Source organism: Bifidobacterium sp. ESL0764, from assembly GCF_029395515.1.
GTDB lineage: Bacteria > Actinomycetota > Actinomycetes > Actinomycetales > Bifidobacteriaceae > Bifidobacterium.
Genome location: NZ_CP113919.1, coordinates 569392 through 590669, shown reverse-complemented (window position 1 = coordinate 590669; position 21278 = coordinate 569392). Strand labels below are relative to the sequence as shown.

At 56.7% G+C, this 21278-nt stretch carries 18 protein-coding genes and 1 tRNA gene; 10 read left to right on the top strand and 9 right to left on the bottom strand.

Annotation, left to right across the window (positions count from 1 at the left end; all coding sequences use genetic code 11):
• The first annotated feature begins 7 nt into the window (after positions 1-7).
• The 3 genes from OZX71_RS02080 (at position 8) to pntB (ending at position 3588) form a co-directional block, all read left to right on the top strand.
• Complete coding sequence (locus OZX71_RS02080; RefSeq protein WP_277160322.1) at positions 8-334, top strand: exodeoxyribonuclease VII small subunit; 327 nt, start codon at positions 8-10, stop codon at positions 332-334.
• 247 nt (positions 335-581) lie between these two features.
• Positions 582-2195, top strand: a complete 1614-nt coding sequence (locus OZX71_RS02075) for a Re/Si-specific NAD(P)(+) transhydrogenase subunit alpha (RefSeq protein ID WP_348519527.1) — start codon at positions 582-584, stop codon at positions 2193-2195.
• A gap of 4 nt (positions 2196-2199) precedes the next feature.
• Positions 2200-3588 (top strand): Re/Si-specific NAD(P)(+) transhydrogenase subunit beta, encoded by a 1389-nt coding sequence (gene pntB, locus OZX71_RS02070; RefSeq protein ID WP_277160320.1) that lies wholly within the window; start codon positions 2200-2202, stop codon positions 3586-3588.
• A gap of 99 nt (positions 3589-3687) precedes the next feature.
• Here the strand turns inward: pntB and OZX71_RS02065 are convergent, their stop codons facing one another.
• The 3 genes from OZX71_RS02065 to OZX71_RS02055 all read right to left on the bottom strand — a co-directional run bounded on the left by OZX71_RS02065 (position 3688) and on the right by OZX71_RS02055 (position 6978).
• Positions 3688-3888 carry a hypothetical protein gene (locus tag OZX71_RS02065; protein ID WP_277145615.1) on the bottom strand — a complete coding sequence of 67 codons (201 nt, stop codon included), beginning with the start codon at positions 3886-3888 and terminating at the stop codon, positions 3688-3690.
• A 105-nt stretch (positions 3889-3993) separates the two neighbouring features.
• Positions 3994-5064, bottom strand: coding sequence for an endonuclease/exonuclease/phosphatase family protein (locus OZX71_RS02060; RefSeq protein ID WP_277145616.1), 1071 nt, complete (start codon positions 5062-5064; stop codon positions 3994-3996).
• Between the two features lie 264 nt (positions 5065-5328).
• Positions 5329-6978, bottom strand: coding sequence for an ABC transporter substrate-binding protein (locus OZX71_RS02055; RefSeq protein WP_277160319.1), 1650 nt, complete (start codon positions 6976-6978; stop codon positions 5329-5331).
• 253 nt (positions 6979-7231) lie between these two features.
• On the opposite strand from OZX71_RS02055, the gene OZX71_RS02050 reads away from it, so the two are divergent.
• Positions 7232-8164 carry an isoaspartyl peptidase/L-asparaginase family protein gene (locus OZX71_RS02050; RefSeq protein WP_277160318.1) on the top strand — a complete coding sequence of 311 codons (933 nt, stop codon included), beginning with the start codon at positions 7232-7234 and terminating at the stop codon, positions 8162-8164.
• A gap of 201 nt (positions 8165-8365) precedes the next feature.
• On the opposite strand, the gene OZX71_RS02045 is transcribed toward OZX71_RS02050, so the two are convergent.
• Positions 8366-8438 (bottom strand) — tRNA-Arg (locus OZX71_RS02045).
• Positions 8439-8702: 264 nt separating this feature from the next.
• Between OZX71_RS02045 and OZX71_RS02040 the strand changes: the two genes are divergently transcribed.
• Positions 8703-9479, top strand: a complete 777-nt coding sequence (locus OZX71_RS02040) for a DUF4391 domain-containing protein (protein ID WP_277160317.1) — start codon at positions 8703-8705, stop codon at positions 9477-9479.
• A 244-nt stretch (positions 9480-9723) separates the two neighbouring features.
• Here OZX71_RS02040 and OZX71_RS02035 read toward each other — a convergent pair whose 3' ends face one another.
• Positions 9724-10176: a very short patch repair endonuclease gene (locus OZX71_RS02035; RefSeq protein ID WP_277160316.1), complete on the bottom strand. Its 453-nt coding sequence runs from the start codon at positions 10174-10176 to the stop codon at positions 9724-9726.
• A 274-nt stretch (positions 10177-10450) separates the two neighbouring features.
• Between OZX71_RS02035 and OZX71_RS02030 the strand changes: the two genes are divergently transcribed.
• From OZX71_RS02030 to OZX71_RS02010, 5 genes are all read left to right on the top strand, one after another.
• Positions 10451-11476, top strand: coding sequence for a bile acid:sodium symporter family protein (locus tag OZX71_RS02030; protein ID WP_277160315.1), 1026 nt, complete (start codon positions 10451-10453; stop codon positions 11474-11476).
• A gap of 182 nt (positions 11477-11658) precedes the next feature.
• Positions 11659-12717, top strand: coding sequence for a Gfo/Idh/MocA family oxidoreductase (locus OZX71_RS02025; protein ID WP_277160314.1), 1059 nt, complete (start codon positions 11659-11661; stop codon positions 12715-12717).
• Positions 12718-12977: 260 nt separating this feature from the next.
• Complete coding sequence (locus OZX71_RS02020; protein ID WP_277160313.1) at positions 12978-14174, top strand: ATP-binding protein; 1197 nt, start codon at positions 12978-12980, stop codon at positions 14172-14174.
• 110 nt (positions 14175-14284) lie between these two features.
• Positions 14285-14704: a (deoxy)nucleoside triphosphate pyrophosphohydrolase gene (locus OZX71_RS02015; protein ID WP_277160312.1), complete on the top strand. Its 420-nt coding sequence runs from the start codon at positions 14285-14287 to the stop codon at positions 14702-14704.
• Between the two features lie 22 nt (positions 14705-14726).
• Positions 14727-17873, top strand: coding sequence for a DUF3427 domain-containing protein (locus OZX71_RS02010; RefSeq protein WP_277160627.1), 3147 nt, complete (start codon positions 14727-14729; stop codon positions 17871-17873).
• Between the two features lie 46 nt (positions 17874-17919).
• Here the strand turns inward: OZX71_RS02010 and OZX71_RS02005 are convergent, their stop codons facing one another.
• From OZX71_RS02005 to OZX71_RS01990, 4 genes are all read right to left on the bottom strand, one after another.
• Positions 17920-18171 (bottom strand): antitoxin, encoded by a 252-nt coding sequence (locus OZX71_RS02005; RefSeq protein WP_277145625.1) that lies wholly within the window; start codon positions 18169-18171, stop codon positions 17920-17922.
• Positions 18149-18421: a BrnT family toxin gene (locus tag OZX71_RS02000; RefSeq protein WP_277160311.1), complete on the bottom strand. Its 273-nt coding sequence runs from the start codon at positions 18419-18421 to the stop codon at positions 18149-18151. Before OZX71_RS02000 ends, OZX71_RS02005 begins: the two co-directional genes overlap by 23 nt.
• Positions 18422-18940: 519 nt before the next feature.
• Complete coding sequence (locus OZX71_RS01995) at positions 18941-20056, bottom strand: Zn-dependent alcohol dehydrogenase (protein WP_277160310.1); 1116 nt, start codon at positions 20054-20056, stop codon at positions 18941-18943.
• A 317-nt stretch (positions 20057-20373) separates the two neighbouring features.
• The gene (locus OZX71_RS01990) at positions 20374-21249 is read right to left on the bottom strand and encodes an aldo/keto reductase (protein ID WP_277160309.1); all 876 of its coding nucleotides are present in this window, start codon (positions 21247-21249) and stop codon (positions 20374-20376) included.
• Positions 21250-21278: the final 29 nt, after the last annotated feature.

The following is a 21278-nucleotide window of genomic DNA, read 5'->3' as shown; positions in this document are numbered from 1 at the left end:
ACTAACGATGGCAACAGCAACCAAAGATGCGGCAGACAACAAGAACGAAAACACCAAGGCAGAGGCTCCGGCTTCGAGCCTCAGTGACAAGGAACGCGACCAGATCGCGCAGATGCCGTACGAAGAGGCGCGCGACAACCTCATCAAGGCCGTGCAGGCGCTGGAGGCCGGTGGCCTGAACCTCGACCAATCGATGCACCAGTGGGAGGTCGGCGAGGCGCTGGCCAAGCGTGCGCAAAACCTCTTAAACGAGGTGCGCGCCAAGCTCGAAAACGCCGAGGCCGAGCAGCAGTCGACGGCGGCGACGGCCGGTACGCAATCTAACCTCGAATAAAACGAGGTTAGATTCCGTCTTCGCGCGCGTCGAGCGCGCTCACATTGCCTAAACGAAGCTCACAGTGCTTCGTTTTTAACGGCTCAGCAATCTAACCTCGAATAATTTCGAGGTTAGATTCCGTCTTCACGCGCGTCGAGAAATGCATGATTCTTATTCTCGGTACTTTGCAATGAACGGCTATACTGGTAACTGAAAAGTGCCCAAAGACGGGATGTAAAAGCAACAGAGAAGTTGTGCAGTAACTATGATGATGCTTAAGCATCATGGCCCCATGAAAGGAGCAACTGTGATTATCGGAATACCTAAGGAGACCTCCCCGGGTGAAAGGCTGGTTGCGGCGACGCCGAAAACCGTCGGTCAGCTGAAAAAACTCGGTTACGGCGTCTCTATCGAAACCCACGCCGGAGAAGAGGCGAGTTTCTCCGACACCGACTACAACGAGGCAGGCGCAACAATCGGCGCGGCTGGGGATGTCTGGAACGCCGACATCGTAGTGACCGTCGACACGCCGACGCCTGAGCAAATCGCCCGGATGAAGCCGGGCGCCATGCTGGTCTCCCGCCTTGCACCGCACAGCAACGCCGAGCTGCTCGACACCCTGGCCCACCACAACATCACGGCCCTGGCGCTCGACGCGGTGCCGCGCATCTCGCGAGCGCAGTCGTTGGATGTGCTTTCGACCATGTCGAACGTCTCCGGCTACCGCGCGGTCATCGAAGCCGCACAATCCTACGGCGGCATGTTCGCCGGGCAGGTCACCGCAGCCGGCAAGACGGCTCCGGCCAAGGTCTTCGTCATCGGCGGCGGCGTGGCAGGGCTGGCCGCCATCGGCGCGGCCGCATCGATGGGCGCCGAGGTCCGCGCCTTCGACGTCCGCCCGGAAGCCGCCGAACAGATCGAATCCCTCGGTGCTACCTTCGTGCACGCCGAGGGCGCCCAGCAGGAGAAATCCGACACCGGTTACGCCAAAGCGCTGAGCGACGACCAGGAAAAGGCGACGCTGGCGCTTTACACCAAAGAAGCAGCGAACGCCGATATCGTCATCACCACCGCGCTGGTGCGTGGCCAAGGCGTCCTGACCATCACCAAGGAAGCGGTGGCCGGTATGAAACCCGGTTCGGTGATCGTCGATCTCGCGGCCAGCGGCGGCGGCGATTGCGAACTGACGCAGCCCGGCAAGAAGATCACCACCGAGGGCGGCGTGACCATCATCGGCTACACGGACCTCGCCAGTCGCATGCCCCAGCAGACCTCGCAGCTGTACGGCACCAATGTCGTCAACCTGATGAAGCTCCTGACACCCAAGAAGGACGGGCAAGTCACGCTCGACCTTGACGACGAGGTGCAGCGCGGCATGACCGTGACCAAGGAAGGCAAGATCCTGTGGCCGCCGCCAAAGGTTGCGGTTTCCGCCGCAGCCAAGGCCGACAACAAGCCCAAGCTGACACCCGAGGAGAAGCAGGCCCAAGAGCAAGCCGCCAAGGCCAAGGAAGCCGCTATTGCGGCACAAAAGAACAAACGCAACACCGTGCTGATGGCGATTGCGGCCATCCTGCTCGCCGTCGCGTTGGCGTTCGCCGACTCGAAGCTTACGATGACGTTCTCGATCTTCATCCTCGCGATTTTCGTCGGTTATTACGTCGTCTCGAACGTCACGCATTCGCTGCACACGCCGCTGATGAGCCAGACGAACGCCATCTCGGGCATCATCCTCATCGGCTCGCTGCTGCAGATCGGCTCGGCGAATACGCTCGTGACGGTTCTGGCCGTGATTTCGGCGGCCATCGCCTCGATCAACGTGTTCGGCGGGTTCCTGGTGACCTACCGAATGCTCAGCATGTTCAGGAAGGACGCGTGAAATCATGACACTCGAATCCATCGCCCAATCCGCCTACCTATTGGCGGCAGTACTGTTCATTCTCTCTCTGGCAGGTCTCTCCAAGCAGGAAACCGCCCGCCGCGGCAACATCCTCGGCATGATCGGCATGGCCATCGCCATCGTCGCGACCATCGCGCTGGCCTTGGTCGACTCGGCCCGTCCCGTGTGGGTGACGGCCCTTTTGATCGCCCTGGTCTTCATCATCGGCGCCTCCTTCGGTATTTACAAGGCACGCACCGTCGAGATGACACAGATGCCGGAGCTGATCGCGATGCTCCACAGCTTCGTGGGCATCTCGGCCGTGCTGATCGGCTACAATTCGTGGCTGACCGAAAAAAGCCCGAACGGCGCGCATCTGGCCGAGACCTATATCGGCGTGCTGATCGGAGCGGTGACCTTCACCGGATCGATCATCGCCTACCTGAAGCTTTCGGCCAAGATCAAGTCCAAGCCGCTGCTCATCCCCGGCCATAACCTCATCAATCTGATTGTCTTCATCGTCATGATCGCGATGATCGCCTGGTTCATCCCCACCAACTCGATCTGGCCGCTGGCCATCATGACCGTGCTGGCCCTGCTGCTCGGTCTGCACATGGTGGCGGCCATCGGCGGCGGCGATATGCCGGTGGTCATCTCGATGCTCAACTCCTATTCGGGCTGGGCGGCGGCCGCATCGGGCTTCATGCTCGACAACAACCTGCTGATCATCACCGGCTCGCTGGTCGGCGCTTCCGGCGCCATCCTCTCCTACCTGATGTGCAAGGCCATGAACCGCAAGTTCGTCTCCGTCATCCTCGGCGGTTTCGGTGAAAAGCCCGCCAAGTCGGGCGACGCCAAGGAGATTCAGGGTGAAGTCCACGAGACCAACGCCGCCGATGTGGCGCAGATGTTCAAGGACGCCCACTCGGTCATCATCGCTCCCGGTTACGGCATGGCCGTCGCCAAGGCCCAGCAGGCCGTGGCCGGCTTGGTCGAGAAGCTGCGCGCGCAGGGTGTCGAGGTCCGTTTCGCCGTCCATCCGGTGGCCGGACGTCTGCCTGGACACATGAACGTGCTGCTGGCCGAGGCCAAGGTCCCCTACGATATCGTCATGGAAATGGACGAGATCAACGACGACTTTGCCGACACCGACGTGGTGCTGGTCATCGGCGCCAACGACACCGTCAACCCGGCGGCCGCCGAAGACCCGAACTCCCCCATCGCCGGCATGCCCGTGCTGCACGTCTGGGAGGCCAGGCAGGTCGTCGTCCTGAAGCGTTCGATGGGCACCGGTTACGCCGGAGTGCAGAACCCGCTGTTCTTTAACGACAACACGTCGATGCTCTTCGGTGACGCGAAAGCCAGCGTGGAGGCCATCTCCAACGCGGTGTGACCTATTCAACGCATATAAGTCATATAAATAAAGGGTTGGGTCCTGTTCCAGTCATGACATTGGAACAGGACCCAACCCTTTGTTTCTAAGACTACAAACTCAGCCGAAGATGTCCTTCGCGGCCTTCGCCACGGAATCACCCATCAGTTCGCCAGTATCGTTTTCCGCGCCGAAGAGACGGTTCAGCGCCTTGTCGGCCTGCTCAACGGTCATAGGCTTTCCGATCTCCTTGGCGACCGCCTGCAAATCAGTGATGGTAGTAACCTTGGAAAGCTTGTCTACCAATGTTTTCTCGTCCATGAGCACTCCTCGTTGTAATCTCACTTGTACGTTCGGCATTCAACTGCCTGCCTCCCATCTTAGCCACCCATGTAGATGAATGTGTATCGTGTCACAATTTTCGGGTCATTTCACCGCGATGGTCGCGAGCAACGCGGCGTGATCCGACCCGGGAATCGCGACTGTGCCGACCTGCCCGGCGACGATTCCCCGGTCCAGGACGATATGGTCGATGCCCGCGAATTTGGGAAGACCGGGTCTGTTCGCCGGCCACGTGAAGACGAACCCGCTGCCGGAACTCTGTGCGGCATCGTGGAAACGCGAACCCAAGATGTTGCGCAACGGTGTGTGATCGGTGGTCGCGTTGAAATCACCCATCAGCACATATCTGGTGTGCTTGTGCGAGCGCATCGTCGCCACGTCATCAAGCGAGGCGTGCCACTGCGTCCAATAACCCGGTTTCGGAGACGTGGTATGCACCGAAACGAAGCGGACGGGCATCTTGCCGCCGGCAAACGAAACAGTGCCGCCTGGCATGAAGGAAGCGCTGGAATCGACGTCGTCGTCCGCCGGCGAATCCAACGCCGTGGCCGAAAACAGTGCGTTGCCGTACTTGCCGTCCGACGAGGAGATCTGCGAGTAAGGCAGGTACTCGTCGATACCTTCAGCGCTGAGGGCGCGCACGAACGGCTTCGTGGTCTCCTGCAGCGCCAGCACTTCCACGCGCTGGTCGCGCACCGCATCGACGATCGCCTTGGCCGAAGCCCGGCCTTTGTAGACATTGACGGTCATTACTCGGGCATAGGAATCGTGGATATCGGCATGGTTTTCGCCGACCGCCGAAATCGCGGCAGCGTCAAGATGGGTCTGAGCGACGAAATACGGATATTGCCGCCATCCCTGAAATCCAAGACACGCGATGGCCAACAGCGCGGCCATCCATCTGCGCGACACCAACGCAAGCAACAGCGCCAGAAGAGCGAGCAAGGCAAACCACGGGGTAAACGCGGCAACCGCAGGCACATAGGGCAACGACTGCAGCTCCTCGGGCAGCTCACGGCTGAACGTGCCCAACAGGGCCACAAGAAGACACAGCCAAGCCAGCAGCGCAACAATCGCACGCAGAAAACCGCCGCGCTTCTTCGCTTTCGGCGCGGGTTTCGGCTTTGCCTTCGATTTCGCCGTACGTTTCGACACCGCTTTAGTCTGAGCTTTGGTTTTGGCTTTGGTCTTCACATTACCCTTCGCATTACATATGGCACCGACAGCAGACGCTGTTCGTCCCATCATATAGAGGACCCGGAAAGAGCGGTGGGAAACACGGGAATCCGACAGAAATCTGTACACAGTTTCCGGCAAGCCTTAGCCAAGCATCTTCAGCAGAGACGGAAAGGGGGCGTTTCCCACACTTAAGCATGGAAACCGCCCCTTCAGCGAAAAGCCTATTCGCTAATGGAAAGCCTACTTGGTAATGGTGTTATAGGTCGGCACATTCGTATAGTCGAAATGCACATTGCCCACGCTCGGCGAGGAAGCCGCCGACACGTTGTTGCACCACATCGGGATGGCCGGCAAGTCGTTCAGGAGGATCTCCTGGGCCGCGTTGAAATCGGCGGTGCGCTTGGCCACGTCCTTCTCCGACTTCGCTTTGAGCAGTGCCGCGTCGAATTGCGGGTTCTTGTAGTCGCCGTTGTTGGTGCCATGCCCATCGGCCGATTCGGAGGAGTAGAGCGGGGTCATGTAATCCTCGGCGGAGGGATAGTCGAGCGACCATCCGGAGAAATAGGGGGTCTGGATGCTGCGGTCCAGCACGCGCTTGAGCATGTCGCTCATCGTCGGGTAGGCATCCGCCACGGCGTCCACGCCCAAGGTGTTCTTCAGTTGGTTGCACACCGCTTCGATCCACGGCTTATGGCCGCCATCGGTCGGATAGGATATGGTGAGCTTCTGTTTGAACGGGGAAATCGCGTCGGCCTGTTTCCACAACTGCTTCGCCTTGGCCGCGTTATGACGCAGGTTCGCGGTGCCTTTGAGGTTCTTCTGATGCTCGGGAACGCCCGGCGAAGTGAAGTCGGTGGCGGCGGTCTTGGTGTTGTAGAAGACCTTGTCGATGATCTGATTGCGGTCGATGGCCATGGAAATCGCCTGACGACGCAGGTCGCCTTCCTTGTTCAGCCCGAAATGCGCAAGACGTTCGGGGATGACGATGCCCATATAGACGGAACCAGGCTGGCTATAGGCCTTGATGGTCGAATCGGTGCGGAACGTCTTCAAGGCAGACTGCGGCACGTCCATCAGGAGGTCGAGATTTCCGGATTGCACATCGGCGTACGCCGCATCCGGACTGGAATAATCACGATATTCGATGCCGCCGTTCATCACCTTGCGGCTGCCGCGGTAATCCGGATTCTTCACCACCGTGATGCTCGTGTTGGGCCTCCACGATTTGAACATGTAAGGGCCGTCGCCGATCGGATGCTTGCCGAACGCCTTGATGTCCTTGTAGGCCACGCTGGGCAGCGGGGCGAACGACTGATGGGAGACCTGGGTGGGAAACACCGAATCCGGGGCGTTCAAGGTCACGATCAGCGTGTGATCGTCGGGGGTCTGGAGACCGGAAAGCTGGGCGTCGTCGGCGGCGTCCGGTTTCTGCAACGCGTCGTACCCCTTGATGATCGACATTCGACTGGCTTGTTTCTGGGCGTGTTTCGCATTGGCCGCGAAGCTCCAGGCCTTGGCGAAGGATTGGGCGGTGACGGCCTCGCCGTTGGTGAATTTCCAGCCGTCGTTGAGCTTGATGGTGTATTGCGTGGAATCCGCGTTGGCCGTAATGGACTTGGCGACCTCCATATGCTGCCTGCCCTTGGCATCAAAGCTCACCAGCCCCTCGAACAGGTAGCGGATGATGCGGCTTCCGCCCATTTCGTTGGTGTCCGCCGGCACCAAGGCGCTCAACGGTTCGGTGTTGTTCACCGAGATGATGCTGCTGGTACTGCCGTGTTTCGTGCTGGCAGTCTTGGCCTGGCCCGACCCGCAGGCCGCCATCGATACCATCGTCACTCCGGCCAGCGCAGCCGCAGCGAGACGTTTCCCCAATTGTGTTGATACCATATTTCTGTTTCCCCCTAGTCATGGCTCCACAGACGCGGAATACGTCCAACATCGGCCAAGAGGACTCGATGTGAATAGAAGCCAATCTGTTCAACAACAAAGACAGTATATAGACAAACCAACAACATGTACCCAACAATCTCAAAAACGGCATCGTGATTTTCGACCGCGTTTCGCTGGCCCACCGGCGTACTATACCCTTGTATCAACTCTGGCGTCAGCGCCAGCAATCAGTCGAAAGGAACACGAACCCATGGCTACGACCACCCTACCCGTCAAATCAATCGTCACCAAAGGCGGCGAAGACGGCATCCTGCTCGTCATCCACGGCGGCGCCGGCGGCCGCGGCAGGCACAGCACCCCCGAACGCGTGGCGCAGACCAGGAAGGATCTCGAACGAGCGCTTGAGGCAGGATATGCGCAACTTGAGGCCGGAGCCAGCGCCGAGGAAGCCGTCGTCGCCGCCGTCCACGTCATGGAGGACGCACCCGAGTTCAACGCCGGCCGCGGAGCCGCGCTGACCAGCGACGGCATCGCCCAGATGGACGCCTGTCTGATGGGCGGCGACGGCGAGGTCGGGGCGGTCACGGGCGTACGCACGGTCAAGAACCCCATCGACGCCGCACGAGCCGTCAAAGAGCAGACCAAGCACGTCCTCTTCGCCGAACCGCAGGACAAGGAGCTTGAAGACTGGGGCGTCGAGACACGCGAGGAAAGCTATTTCATCACCGAGCAGCGCAAACAGTCGCTGCTGGAAGCCCAGAGGGACGGCGACGAGTGGGAGAAGCACGGCACCATCGGCGCCGTCGCCCGCGACGCACAGGGCCACCTCGCCGCAGCGACCTCCACCGGCGGCATCACCAACCAGATGCACGGCCGCGTCGGCGACACCCCGCTGCCGGGATGCGGCACCTACGCCAACGACGAGACGGTGGCCGCCTCCGGCACCGGCATCGGCGAGGCATATATCCGCACGGTGGCCTGCCATCAGGTCTCCGAGCGCGTAAGGTTCGCCGGGCAGAGCGCCTTGGATTCCGCAAGCGACACGCTCGACGACATCGCCGCCCACCGCGGCTATGGCGGCCTCATCGTGCTGCCTGCCAAAGGTGAGGGCGTGATCGCCTACAACAGCGAAATGATGAACTGCGGCTACCAATCCCCTACAGACAGTTACGTGCAGGCCTGATAGAGAAACACAAATCCGATTGATCGTGGTTTTGGCTGTGGGTTCGATGTGAACGCGAACAGCAAAAGAGACGAAGCAACATATTCGCAAACGAATCCACAGCCCGCGGAAAAACGAGAGCCACGATGAAAACACGGAAAGACGAATCAGCTTCAATCCTCGATACCAGTCGGATTGCACCTTGCCCTCAAAGAAGATCTGTGCCCGGAATGAGATTCGAACTCACGACACCCGCTTTAGGAGAGCGGTGCTCTATCCCCTGAGCTACCCGGGCAACATATTGTATTGTACACGGAATCCTGTCCGGTACGCCACGGCGCGTAGATCCCGAAACGCAGAGCCCGATCGAAGGCGCCGAAAACGACGACGCACCACGGTTGCAACCGACAATTCCAGATTTCCATTCCCGGTTAAGATTGCGAATCGCGACTCTCCACGTTACGCAATACTTTAATAATCGGCAATTGCGATTAGTCTTAAACCATAGGTCGTCAATATGAAACGGCAAGATACCGCCCAAGGCAAAGGAAGGCCAACAATGACTGTTGCACACTGTGGGACCATATCAGCCCCCACACTCGGCTTGCCTGCAACTTGCGCCATCCCGGAGGCCAAAAGCGCACTTCCCAAACAGATGTTTTATTTGAAGCCGCCGGTTTCCTCGCGGCTCAAGCAGCGCTTCGTCGGAGACGTGGCATCGATCACCATGCTTGCCCTGCTGCGCCCGAACACCATCGGCGTGGCTGCCGGCAGGAAAGTCCGCGAAGTTCTGGTGATGGGCATCGAACAGAACTGCAAGGACGCGCCCGTCGAGGTGATGGAACATATCGCGAAACTGCGTTCGGGCTCGAACATTCTCTTCGTCTGCGTCCGCGACGCGAGGTTTGGCGACGAAAATGAAGGCAGTGCCAACTTCGCCAGCGCCAACGGCAACGCTTCCCAACCCAAAAGCGGCGAGACGCAATGCGCATTAGCGTTGCAACGCATTCTGCCGGTTCGCGCCGGGCATCAAGGGGAGTCGCAAATGCGGACCTACGTCGGCACATGGCAAAAGCCCCAAGCCGCGGCGCTGTCGGTGAACGGCGAAACGCTCGATGAAGTATGGCAGAGTCTGTGCGCCCAGGTCATTTTCGGCGACGACGACGGCAGCAACCTCGACGCGCGACTGGCCAAGCAGACGGCAATCGCCGAGCTCACCGCCCAAATAGCCAAGCTGGAAGGCGACCACGCCCGCGCGAAAGACGGTGCGAAACGCAACGAGATCTTCGTGCGTCTTCACAAGGCCAAGAAACAGCTGGAGGAGCTGCAGCAGTAAGCGACGTGATTTCGTCACTCCTGCTTCTCGGGATTTTGTGACACACTAAGCCCGCTCACGGTCGTGAAAGCCGGCAAATCTGGACCGATCGGAAGATTACGCCACAAGCCGTTTCCTCAGCATCGCAGACTTTCAGCAGCTATGCCTCACCGGAAAATCGCGACGAGAACAGCCTTCTCGACGTCTCAAAACTCCTGCAAACCAACGTATCGGCGGAAAAGACACGCAAACCGGTGACGATTCCTCAGCTTTCGGCAACCTCGTCGCCTACAATCCGGCGATAAAGCCGTTCCAGCGTATCCTCGCGGCGACTTTTGACCAGCTCGCATTCCCAAACCGTAAGAACCTTCCAACCGGCGGCCTCGAGCTCGGCTCGCTGACGGATGTCGCGGTCGCGGTTGCGCACCAGCTTGGCCGTCCAGAACTCGACGTTGGACTTGGGCATCGAGAATTTCGTGCAACCGGAGTGCATATGCCAGAAACAGCCGTTGACGAAGACGATCGTGTGCCACTTGGGCAGCACAACGTCCGGATGGCCCGGGTAACGCTTGTCGTTCTTACGAAAACGCAACCCACGGCGGAACAGATAGGAACGGACCAGCACTTCGATTTTCGTGTTTTTGCCGCGGATATGCGACATCGTATAGCTGCGGGTGCCCCGTTCGTATTTCTCCGGAACTTTCGATTGACGCGTCACGCCTCCATTTCACTTTCAGTATGCGACAAATACAAGAAGGAACTCGCAACAGATCATAACCAATGTTTGCCGCTTCACCGCCTGACACGCGGCAAGATTAACAGCAGACAGCCGCTAAACCCGCCGGGATTCGAGCAGCATCACCATTGTCGACTCAACATATGTCCACTATACGGACAGAAGGTTTCTATTTTTGAGACAAATCGACCGATTCGGAAAACTTCTCCCTAGCATGGCTCGCATACCCAAAAACAGGGAAAGAGGTTGAAGAAAGATGGAAAAGGTAAAAAAGGTAGCGGATTGGATCACCAAATGGTTCACGCTGATCGTCATTGTCTGGGCGGTGTTCAATTACTTCGTCCCGCAGACCAGCGAATGGGCCAAGCATGACACCAGCTGGCTCTTGGGCATCGTGCTTTTCGGCATGGGCCTGACGCTTTCGCTTGAGGATTTCGCACGAATTCTGAAGCAGCCGCTGATGGTCATCGTGGGTACCGTGGCCCATTACGTCATCATGCCGCTTATCGCCGTCGCCCTTTGCGCCATCTTCCACCTCGACGGCCCGCTCGCCGTCGGCGTCATCCTCGTGGGCTGCTGCCCGTCCGGGACCTCGTCGAACGTGATGAGCTTCCTGGCACGAGGCGACGTGGCGCTCGACGTTTCCATCGGCCTGCTTTCCACCCTGCTCGCGCCGTTCATGATTCCGCTGCTGATGCAGCTGCTCGCCTCGAAGTACGTGGCGATCCCCTGGCAGTCGCTCTTCCTGACCGCCGTCAAGGTGGTGCTCATCCCCGTCGCGCTCGGCGTCATCTGCCACACCATCTTCAAAGACAAGATCTCCAAGGTCACCGACGTGCTGCCGATCATCTCGCAGACCGCGATCCTCCTGATCATCGGCATCGTCGTCGCCGCCAACCACGCCGGCCTCTTCAGCACGGCCACCGCGCTGGCCATTCCCGTGGTCATCCTGCACAACCTGTGCGGCTACGGGCTCGGCTTCGGCTTCTCAAGGCTCATGTACAAGGTCTATCCGAAGGGCTTCGGCTACGCGCAGCAGAAGGCTATCACCTTCGAAGTCGGTATGCAGGACTCCGGACTGGGCGCCACGCTGGCGCTGACCTCCTTCGCCACTGCCCCGATCACCGCGATCCCCTCGACGTTCTTCAGCGTCTGGCACAACATCTCCGGCTCGGTGCTCTCCTCCTGGTGGCGCCGCCACGACGAGAAGAAAGGCCTGGTCGCGGCCGACGAGGCCGACGCCAAAGTCGAAACCACGAAGGCAGCTGCAGCCAAGGCATAGTTCTGCGGTCAAATAAGCAAGAATCAAAGATCCACGTATTAGGTGTCGCAAACGATAGGGTTGCGACACCTTTTTATACGCCATACAGCTCACAGACCCGTTTCCGCTATTCGGCGATCATATGAGGAATACCCTCTTCTAGACTGGTCATATATTCATTTGCGATGCGCAAGGAGATAACAATGAGCAGATTGAACGGCAACCGCACCGAAGCGGAGGGAAAGGGGCTCAAAGTCAATGTCGCGATTTTGGGCGCGGGCGGCATCGCGAAATCAATGGCCGATACGCTGGTGAAGATGACCGGCGATCCGCGATATAGCAGCTTGATCGAACCGTATGCGGTCGCCGCGCGCGACGCCGGCCGAGCCTCGGATTTCGCGAATAAATACGGATTCGATGTCTCGTACGGTTCCTACGACGAGCTGCTGGCCGACCCGAAAGTCGACCTCGTCTACATCGCCACTCCCCACGCGCTGCATGCCGAACAGGGCATCGCGTGCCTCAAAGCCGGCAAGAACATCCTGGTCGAGAAGTCGTTCACCGCCAACACCGCGCAGGCGCAGGAACTACTTGATGCTGCCCACGAGACCGGGCTGCTCTGCTGCGAGGCCATCTGGACGCGCTACATGCCCTCGCGCGCGCTCGTCGCCGACATCATCTCCTCCGGCGAAATCGGCGAGGTGCAGGCCGCGACGGCCAACCTCTGCTACCCCACCACGCACAAGGCCCGCATGACCGACCCCGAGATGGCAGGCGGGGCGCTGCTCGACGTCGGGGTCTATCCGCTGAACTTCTTCGACATGGCGCTCGGCGCCGACACCAGCGAGCGCACGATTTCCGAGATCGAGACCTCCATGGTCCCCTACAAGACCGGCGTGGACGCGACCGATTCCATCGCCCTGCACTACAGCGATGGCGTGATGGCCACGGCCACGGCCTCGATGATGTGTCCTTCGGACCGAACCGGGTCCATCTGGGGCACCAAGGGATACATGGTCTGCCAAAATATCAACAACATCGAAGGCATCGACCTCTACGGTCTCGACCATCGCCTCACCCGCCACATCGACGTCCCCGCCGAGCTCACCGGCTACGAATACGAGGTGGCGAGCGCCGCCAACGCGATCCTCGACGGCAAGAGCGAATGCGAGGAAATGCCCCACGCCGACACCCTGCGCATCATGAAGCTCATGGACCAGATCCGTGGCGAGTGGGGCCTGAAGTACCCGTTCGAACAGTGACGGTGTTTAACGCACGAGCAGCACAAAGGTCGTGAGATACAAAACCAGAACCGGCGGAAACTCGCCAATCCAGTGTTCGTATCTCACGACCTTTGTGTTTGGCGCCTCCAGCAAAAGCTACTACGCGGTCAGAGTCCAGTAAGTTGAAAAATACTTTTTAACTTATGCACCTCCTTAACCAAGTTGAAAAATACTTTTTAACTTGATATATTTTTACGAGAAGTTAAAAAATACTTTTCAACTTACGCATGCGAGGCATCATGATCGACAGACCGCAATATCTTCATCACTTGGAACAATGGCGGGAAAAGCCCGTCATCAAGGTGGTCACCGGCGTGCGACGCTGCGGCAAATCAACCATCCTGGAACTGTTCGCCAATCGCCTCATCTCGACCGGGGTGCCCCGTGACCACATCATCTCCATCAATCTGGAACGACTCGAGAACGAGCCGCTGCTCGACTATCACCGGCTCCATGAATTCATCATCAAGCGTTGCCAAGGCACAGGAACGCACTATGTAATGCTCGATGAAATCCAAAACGTGCCGAACTTCCAAAAGGTCCTCGACAGCCTGCAGACACGCCAAAACATCGACCTGTACGTCACCGGCTCAAACGCGATGCTTCTGAGCGGCACACTCGCCACGCTTATTTCGGGCCGATACGTCGAGATACCGGTCATGCCGCTTTCGTTCGCCGAGTATCGTTCGACGGCGCCCGAAGCGGAATCAATCCAACGAACCTGGTCACGCTACATCCATGACGGGTCCTTCCCCGCGACCACAGAATTCGACGGCGACGACACCCTCATCCACGACTATCTGGAAGGCATCCTCAACACCATCCTCATCAAGGACGTGTCACAACGTCTAGGAAGCACCCGCACCGGAGCGGTGGAGGCGGTCACTCGTTTCATGTTCGACAACATCGGCAACCTGACGACGGCGAAAACCATCAGCGACACGATGACCTCGTTCGGCACCCGCATCTCTGCGCCTACGGTAACCAATCTGTTGGAGGCGCTTTGCTCCGCGTTCATCCTCTACCCGGCCCAGCGCTACGACGTGAAAGGCAAACGCATCCTCAAGCAGGAACGCAAATACTACGCCGTCGACATGGGGCTGCGCCGCATACTCGTTTCCGGCAAAGTCCGCGATACCGGCCGAATCTTGGAGAACATCGTGTTCCTCGAGCTCAAGCGACGCGCAGGAACGGTATACGTCGGGCAAAGCACCGGCGGAGAAATCGATTTCGTCACCAATGGCGTGGATGGCCCAGCCTACTATCAGGTCTCGGAATCGGTCCACAACCCCAAAACCTTGGAGCGCGAGCTCTCCTCGTTCCGCTCCATCGACGACAACTACCCCAAGACCCTCATCACCCTGGACGACGAACGCCCCACCAGCCACAACGGCATTCGTCAGGTTTACGCCCTTGATTGGCTGTTGGAGGGATAAGACCAAAAAAACTTGTGCGCCGAATAGCGACAGACCGCAATTCCCCACACGAAAGAAACGTCATTCTGCGCTATCCTGGACATAACGTTTTCTCAAAGGATGTTATTGATATGGATACTGCACCAGTGCAGGTTGTCGGAGCTGCAATAAGAAGGAACGACACAATTCTTTGTGCACAAAGAGGACCGGCAAAATCCTTGGCTGGGTATTGGGAATTTCCTGGCGGGAAAATCGAACGCGGTGAAACACCAGAGGAAGCGTTACGACGTGAAATCAAAGAAGAACTGCTCTGTGATATCAAGGTTGGCTCCAAAATATGCTCAGCTCAGCAACACTATGATTTCGGGACCATCGAACTTACCACCTTCTTATGCTCCCTTGTCGACAGTGAACCCGAACTCACTGAACACACCCAGCTTCGTTGGATCCCCCAAAGCGAACTCAAAACACTGAATTGGGCTCCGGCCGATCGAGAAACAGTGCAACATCTAGCGGTGGAGAACCGGACAGGTGAGAAAGACGATGACTGAACACGAAGCAAACAAGGAAAACATGACTTACGAAACCGCGCCTTCGAACGATTCATTGGTGGAAGCGATAACCTCAGGATTCATCCATCAAAATCCCAATGCCGACAACACCCTTACTCCGACCCTTATTGCGAATCGCAATGGGTTGACCATGGAGGAATCCATAGAATCCGAGTTGGATCAATGTCATGATTTTGACATGTCTGTCGCATTCCTCAACAATGAGGAACTCAAAAGCCTCAAACAATATTTTCTGAATTTCGGTAAAGAAACAAGCGAGCGATCAGGTCGCATCATTACCTCTACCTATAACTATTTCAACAAACCTGAAGCCTTCAAAACCCTTCTGCAAATTCAGAATTGCACCAATATCAAGATATATATTTGGCAAGCCGATTCTGAAAATCATGGTTCGACCTCGATACCAAGCTATCGTTATCATCCAAAAGGGTATGTCTTCCGTCATCGCACCGAAGGCGGAAAAGAACTGGATTCAACCTACATTGGCAGCTCGAATCTGACATCCAGCGCGCTCAAGCTTAACAAAGAATGGAACCTCAGAGTTTCCTCACAGACCAACAGCGGTCTGACTCAACAAATCAACAACGAGATCGATGACCAGTTGAGTGAATCAGTCCAGCTCACGGACGAATGGCTGAAACAATACGAGGAAGATTTCAAACATTATGCTCCTGTGCAACGCGTCCTGCCACAGCCTAAAATCACGACGATCGAACCCAACGCCATGCAGCAGGAAGCGCTGATGAATCTGGCTCAGCTGCGAAAAGCCGGAGAAAGTCAAGCCATCATCGTTTCGGCCACGGGAACCGGCAAAACATATCTTTCGGCATTTGATGTACGACAATGCAGACCAAAGCGAATGCTTTACGTCGCCCAGCAGCAACAGATACTCAAGAAATCCATGGAGTCCTACCAAAAAGTGCTCGGCTGCGAAGATGAAGATCTAGGCCTGCTTTCCGGAACAAGCAAGCAGGGCAATCGCAAATATGTTTTCGCGACAGTGCAAACGCTGGTCAACAATCTGGATTCCTACGAGCCAAATTCCTTTGACTATATTCTTATCGACGAGGCGCATCATTCCGCAGCAGATTCCTACAGGAAAGTGCTAAATCACTTCACGCCGGATTTTCTCCTCGGCATGACGGCGACGCCAGAACGGACCGACGACGCCGACATCTTTGGCCTGTTCGGCAACAACATTGCCTATAACATTCGTCTCCAACGAGCGTTGGAAGAGAACATGCTGTGCCCGTTCCATTATTACGGCGTCCATGAGTATATCGAGGACAAGCCTGATCCAAATACGATAGGCGAACTCAATAGAAGCATTGACGTGGCACAAACCGGAGAGCGCACGGCACTCAACGGATGGATACAGAAATTGGTATCGCCTCAGCGCGTCCACTACATCATCGACAGATTGCAAACTTATGAAGATCCAGGAACTCCGGTAAAAGGCTTGGTCTTTTGTAGCTTGCAAAAAGAGGCGAAAGAACTCTCGGCCTTGTTCAATGCTCAATGGAATCAGCAAGCCGAACGCAAATACCACACGACAGCTGTCACCGGGGATAATGCAGTCGACCGAGACGAAGCTATCAGACAGCTTGAAAAAGGAGAACTCGACTACATCTTCACCGTCGATCTCTTCAATGAAGGCGTCGACATTCCCTCGCTGAACCAGATCGTCATGCTGCGTCAGACCAAATCCAGCATTATTTTCACCCAACAGCTTGGCCGCGGCCTGCGTAAATACCCCGGTAAAGAATCCGTCACCATCATCGATTTCATCGGCAACTACGCGAACAACTATCTCATCCCTATTGCCCTCTATGGCAATACTGGCGATCGGGACATCGAACGTAAAAATCTGCAGCGAAAATCGATCGGTCTTTCTTCGGTAAGCTTCGATCCCATTGCCGAGAAAAGGGTGTTGGCATCGATCGATAAGGCGGATCTCTCCGAAATGCGGTTACTTTCCAGCCAATACCGGCAGCTACGAAACCAGCTGAACCGCATTCCCATGCTCACCGATTTTGCCAAAACGGATCCGTCATTAATCTGTACATTGGCGGACAAGAAGGATAGCTATCTGCAATTCGTCCGTTCCCGCGAGCAGAGCCTTTCCCGTGGCAAGAACACGCAGACATCATATCTCGAGTTGCTGCAACCCACCGACGCGCGGGAAGACGGGGTTCTTAAAATGCTGACCTCAACATTACTGCGCGGATTGAGACCACATGAATTAATGGTTCTGGCAGACCTTTGCGATATCACGTTGCCGGACACATCCAACACCTCGGTTGAGCATCATATCGCTCGTTACCTTGGGCCAGATTCCAATCACGAGCTCTCAGCCGAAAATCTGAGAGCAACGCTATCGGCTCAATTCCCCCAGGCGGACAACAGCCCGGAGCAGATCGCACAAGCATTCCACGTGCTTGATCTGACGTATTTCACTACGAAAAACAAAGAACGTTTCGGCAATGTGCCACTGATACGTCAGACCGAAAACGGTACATTCATCATCGAGGATTGGCTGCTGCAATCGCTACGCTCAAATTCAACGTTCGCCCAGTTCTTCGCCGATACCATACAAGCAGGCCTGTTTAACTGCCAGGAACGATACAAGCAAATCTCAAATACGTCACTCGAACGCACACGCGGATTCATCTATGGAGAGAAATACAGTATCTTCGACGTCATGAGGCTGTGCGGATGGAAGAACGAGCAGGTACCGCAAAACGTGGGCGGCTACAAGCTTGACCGTGAGACGGATTCATTGCCCATTTTCATCAAGTACAAAGCAAGCCAGTATGGTGACCGATTCCTCAACACCAGCGAAATCGAGTGGTTCAGCAAGAATCAGAGAACGTTGAACTCAAATGAATTTGTCTGGCTCATGACCAATGCCAAAGGACCGGAATGGCAACGTTCTCACTTCGTCCCGATCTTCATTCGTCGTAAACAAGAGGAGAAGGAAAAGACCTATTATTACGTGGGCCATGTCGCCGCCGTCACCGGCATTCATCCGGACCACAACCTTGCCGACGACGGAAGAGAGCTGAATGTCGTCATTTCTACGCTTCGTCTCGACAAGCCCGTTGACCCGGAACTGTTCAGACACCTGACCGGCAAATCCGCCCTATAATGTCAAACCATTCGTTGTATCGAGTTGCACATGCAAATACCTTGGCTCACATCGCCCGCATACGATCAGCACGCTCGGTGAGCCAAACCTTGATGACGGCTTGGCGACTGATGCCGACGCGCGCAGCCTCGCCATCAAGGACGCCAATTAGCCATTCCGGCATCTGAAGGCTCAGAGAACGTTGCTCTTCCTTATCTTTATTGGGCTTACGCAATGTACTCATATCGGCATAATCAAGTATGCTCTCGTCACCATTGTCAAAGATGCGGTCGAGTTCAGCCGCTTTTCTCATTTTCATATATCCGTTCCTCCTTGGGATGCGAACGTCTAACACTGATAATTCTTGTACGATCTTTGCGATAAGTGATGATGGCGGTCCAATGCTTGCCGCGCATCATGCCGACAATCGCCCAACGTGGCTCATCGGTATAAGCAAGACGCACTTCGATGAAATCCGGATCGTCCCATAGCACTTGTGCCTGTTCAAAATCAACGCCATGCTTGACAAGATTTCGTGAGCTTTTATCCGGGTCATATTCAAAATCCACTCGTCATCACCTCCTTTATCCTTCTTTTATTTTAATATTGTTATTATATCAAAGTGATCCCATATATAATATTTATTTGCTATAGAATAAACTGACTTCTTCACTGAGGTCGAATCAGTAGCTTTCGCATTTATGCCGATACCAATGCAAATCCCATAAAACCAACATCGACTAGCACTATCACTTCATATAGCACCCTACATTGACTCAGTTCTCAAAACGTCGCAAAAGACGGTGTTCGTAATGCGTAAAACGTCGCAGAAAGTACCCTTTGCAATACGTAAAACGTCGCAGAAAAGCGCGCAAACCTTTATATTCCAACGGTTTACAAGACCACTGGCAAAAGCATAAAAAATCAGAGATTTTACTTATTAACGATAGGCATAAAACACCTTGCCAAACAACATTGGCCGGGCTTGTTGCGGAGAGACAAGACCGGCCAATGAGGGTTACTCAATTATCGATACGCATTCGGCGACCGCGACGAGTGGGGCCGGTGCCGAACGCGAAACTAAGCGATCAGAACTCGGTGATGACGGAACGGATGACCTTGCCCTGCTTGAGCTGGACGTAGGCCTCGTCGATCTGGCTGAGGTTGATGTGCTGGCTGACGATGTCGTGCATGTTCAGGCGGCCGTCGACGGCAAGGTCGGCGTACATCGGAATGTCGTGCTTGATGTTGGTCGAGCCCATCCAGACACCCTTGAAACCGCGCTGGTGCACCAGCAGGTCGGCCGGGTTGATCTCAAGGTTGATGGTCGCGTCGGGCTTGGCCAGGCCGATGCAGTATGCGGTGCCGTCAACGCCGAGCATATCCCAGCACTGCTTCATCGTCGACTCGAAGCCGATGGCCTCGAACGCCTCGTCAACACCGCCGTTGGTGAGCTCGCGAACCTTGGCGACCGGATCCTCCTTGGAGGAGTTGACCACGTCGGTGGCGCCGAACTTCTTCGCAAACTCGAGCTTGTTGTCCAAGAGATCGATGGCGATGATCTTCTTCGCACCGCAAATGCGAGCGCCGGAGATGATGTTCAAACCAATGCCACCGGTGCCCACGACGGCCACGGTGTCGCCAGGACGAACGTGCGCGGTGTTGATGGCAGCACCCGCGCCGGTGATGGTGGCGCAGCCGATGCAGGCGGCCTCATCCCACTTCACCTCGTTGTTGACCACGGCGAGCTGATTCTCATGAATCAGCGCCTTGTCGGCGAAACCGCCGGTGCCGAAGGCCTGCGTGATCGGGCGGCCGTCGGGGAAGGACAGGCGCGGCTTCTCGCCGGGCTTACGCACGCACTCCTGCTGCTGGCTGCAAGACTGCGGATGGCCGTTGAGGCAGTTGGCGCAATGGCCGCACACCTGCTCGAGCGAAGCGACGACGTGATCGCCGACCTTGATACCCTGGACCTCGGGGCCAACAGCCTCGACGATGCCCGCGACCTCATGGCCGATGACGGCCGGGAACGGGAAGAACTGGTCGTCATCCTCGACCAGATGCAGGTCGGAGTGGCACAGACCGCTCGCCTGCACGTCCACCAGTACCTCGGCGCCGATCGGGTCGTCGATGATGATCTCCTCGGGCTGGGCAAATCCCTTGCCGACGCCGTACGCTACGGATGCTTTGATCTTCTGAGGCATGGTTATGCTCCTCTATAGTTCTATAGTTGAAATGTAACGTAGGTCACATTACAGCATCGAATCCGACTTTTGCAACCGTCGGCGAATCGTCGCGTTTCCACAACAATTGCAAACATTCGCAACGCAGAAGAATCACATCACATAACCAGCAACCGCACATAAACGCAAATAACAGCTCAAAATATACCATCGTTCACAGCCGCAAAAGCCGCTCACCGCCGCTCGCGCCGCACGACTTTCTCACGTAATACACTGACGCCAATACTCACGGAGCACCCTCACACGACGTCCTCGCGCGACAGCACCACACAACGCCATCACGCATAGGTGAACGTCATCGGATCGTGACCAGCGCGAGTCGGCCCGTCCAATGCGTCGATCTGCGCATGCTCGTCTGGCGTCAAAGCAAAGCCGAAGAGATCGAGGTTCTCGCGCTGGCGATCGGTATGGACGGACTTGGGGATGATGATGGTGCCGTTTTCGATATGCCAACGCAGGATGGCCTGAGCAGACGAAACACCGTGGGCTGAAGCGATGCGGGCGATGGTGCCGTCGCCGGCGTTGAGGTCGGCGCCGCGGGCCATCGGCGAATACGCCTCCACCGCGATGCCGTGCTCACGGCAGAACGCGACCACTTCGCGCTGCTGCCAGGTGGGATGCAGCTCGATCTGGTTGACGGTCGGCCACTCCCCCGTTTCGCGGTGCAGCCGCTCGAGATGCTCCGGCAGGAAATTGCAGACGCCGAGCGTACGCACACGCCCTTCGTCGCGCAGCTTCATCAGCGCCTTCCACGTCTCGCCCGAACGCCAGTTGAACGGCGTCGGCCAATGCAGCATATACATGTCGACGTAATCGAGGCGCAAATCACCCATCTGGCGGTCAAAGGCCTTGAGCGCGTTGTCGTAACCCTGCTCGGAGTCCTTGAGTTTGGTGGTCACCCACAGGGTCTTGCGCGCCTGGCCAGTATTGAAGCCCGTTTCCGCGAGCGCACGGCCGACGCCCGGCTCGTTGTTGTACCCCGCGGCAGCGTCGATATGGCGGTAGCCGACCTCAAGCCCGGACTTGACAACGCTGGTCACCTCATCATCGCCGATACGCAGCACACCCAGCCCGACCTGTGGAATCTTGTTGCCATCACTCAACGTGACATTCGGAATTTCCGGTGCAGTTCCAACGGTTTCTTCAGCATTCATCGCAATAGCTCCTTTTGTCGTCAACTGGT

Bases quoted from the DNA above. Each gene is read 5' to 3' on its own strand.
- OZX71_RS02080 (WP_277160322.1), top strand. From the start codon at position 8: ATGGCAACAGCAACCAAAGATGCGGCAGACAACAAGAACGAAAACACC.
- OZX71_RS02075 (WP_348519527.1), top strand. From the start codon at position 582: ATGATGATGCTTAAGCATCATGGCCCCATGAAAGGAGCAACTGTGATT.
- pntB (WP_277160320.1), top strand. From the start codon at position 2,200: ATGACACTCGAATCCATCGCCCAATCCGCCTACCTATTGGCGGCAGTA.
- OZX71_RS02065 (WP_277145615.1), bottom strand. From the start codon at position 3,888: ATGGACGAGAAAACATTGGTAGACAAGCTTTCCAAGGTTACTACCATC.
- OZX71_RS02055 (WP_277160319.1), bottom strand. From the start codon at position 6,978: ATGGTATCAACACAATTGGGGAAACGTCTCGCTGCGGCTGCGCTGGCC.
- OZX71_RS02050 (WP_277160318.1), top strand. From the start codon at position 7,232: ATGGCTACGACCACCCTACCCGTCAAATCAATCGTCACCAAAGGCGGC.
- OZX71_RS02040 (WP_277160317.1), top strand. From the start codon at position 8,703: ATGACTGTTGCACACTGTGGGACCATATCAGCCCCCACACTCGGCTTG.
- OZX71_RS02030 (WP_277160315.1), top strand. From the start codon at position 10,451: ATGGAAAAGGTAAAAAAGGTAGCGGATTGGATCACCAAATGGTTCACG.
- OZX71_RS02025 (WP_277160314.1), top strand. From the start codon at position 11,659: ATGAGCAGATTGAACGGCAACCGCACCGAAGCGGAGGGAAAGGGGCTC.
- OZX71_RS02020 (WP_277160313.1), top strand. From the start codon at position 12,978: ATGATCGACAGACCGCAATATCTTCATCACTTGGAACAATGGCGGGAA.
- OZX71_RS02015 (WP_277160312.1), top strand. From the start codon at position 14,285: ATGGATACTGCACCAGTGCAGGTTGTCGGAGCTGCAATAAGAAGGAAC.
- OZX71_RS02010 (WP_277160627.1), top strand. From the start codon at position 14,727: ATGACTTACGAAACCGCGCCTTCGAACGATTCATTGGTGGAAGCGATA.
- OZX71_RS02005 (WP_277145625.1), bottom strand. From the start codon at position 18,171: ATGAAAATGAGAAAAGCGGCTGAACTCGACCGCATCTTTGACAATGGT.
- OZX71_RS01995 (WP_277160310.1), bottom strand. From the start codon at position 20,056: ATGCCTCAGAAGATCAAAGCATCCGTAGCGTACGGCGTCGGCAAGGGA.
- OZX71_RS01990 (WP_277160309.1), bottom strand. From the start codon at position 21,249: ATGAATGCTGAAGAAACCGTTGGAACTGCACCGGAAATTCCGAATGTC.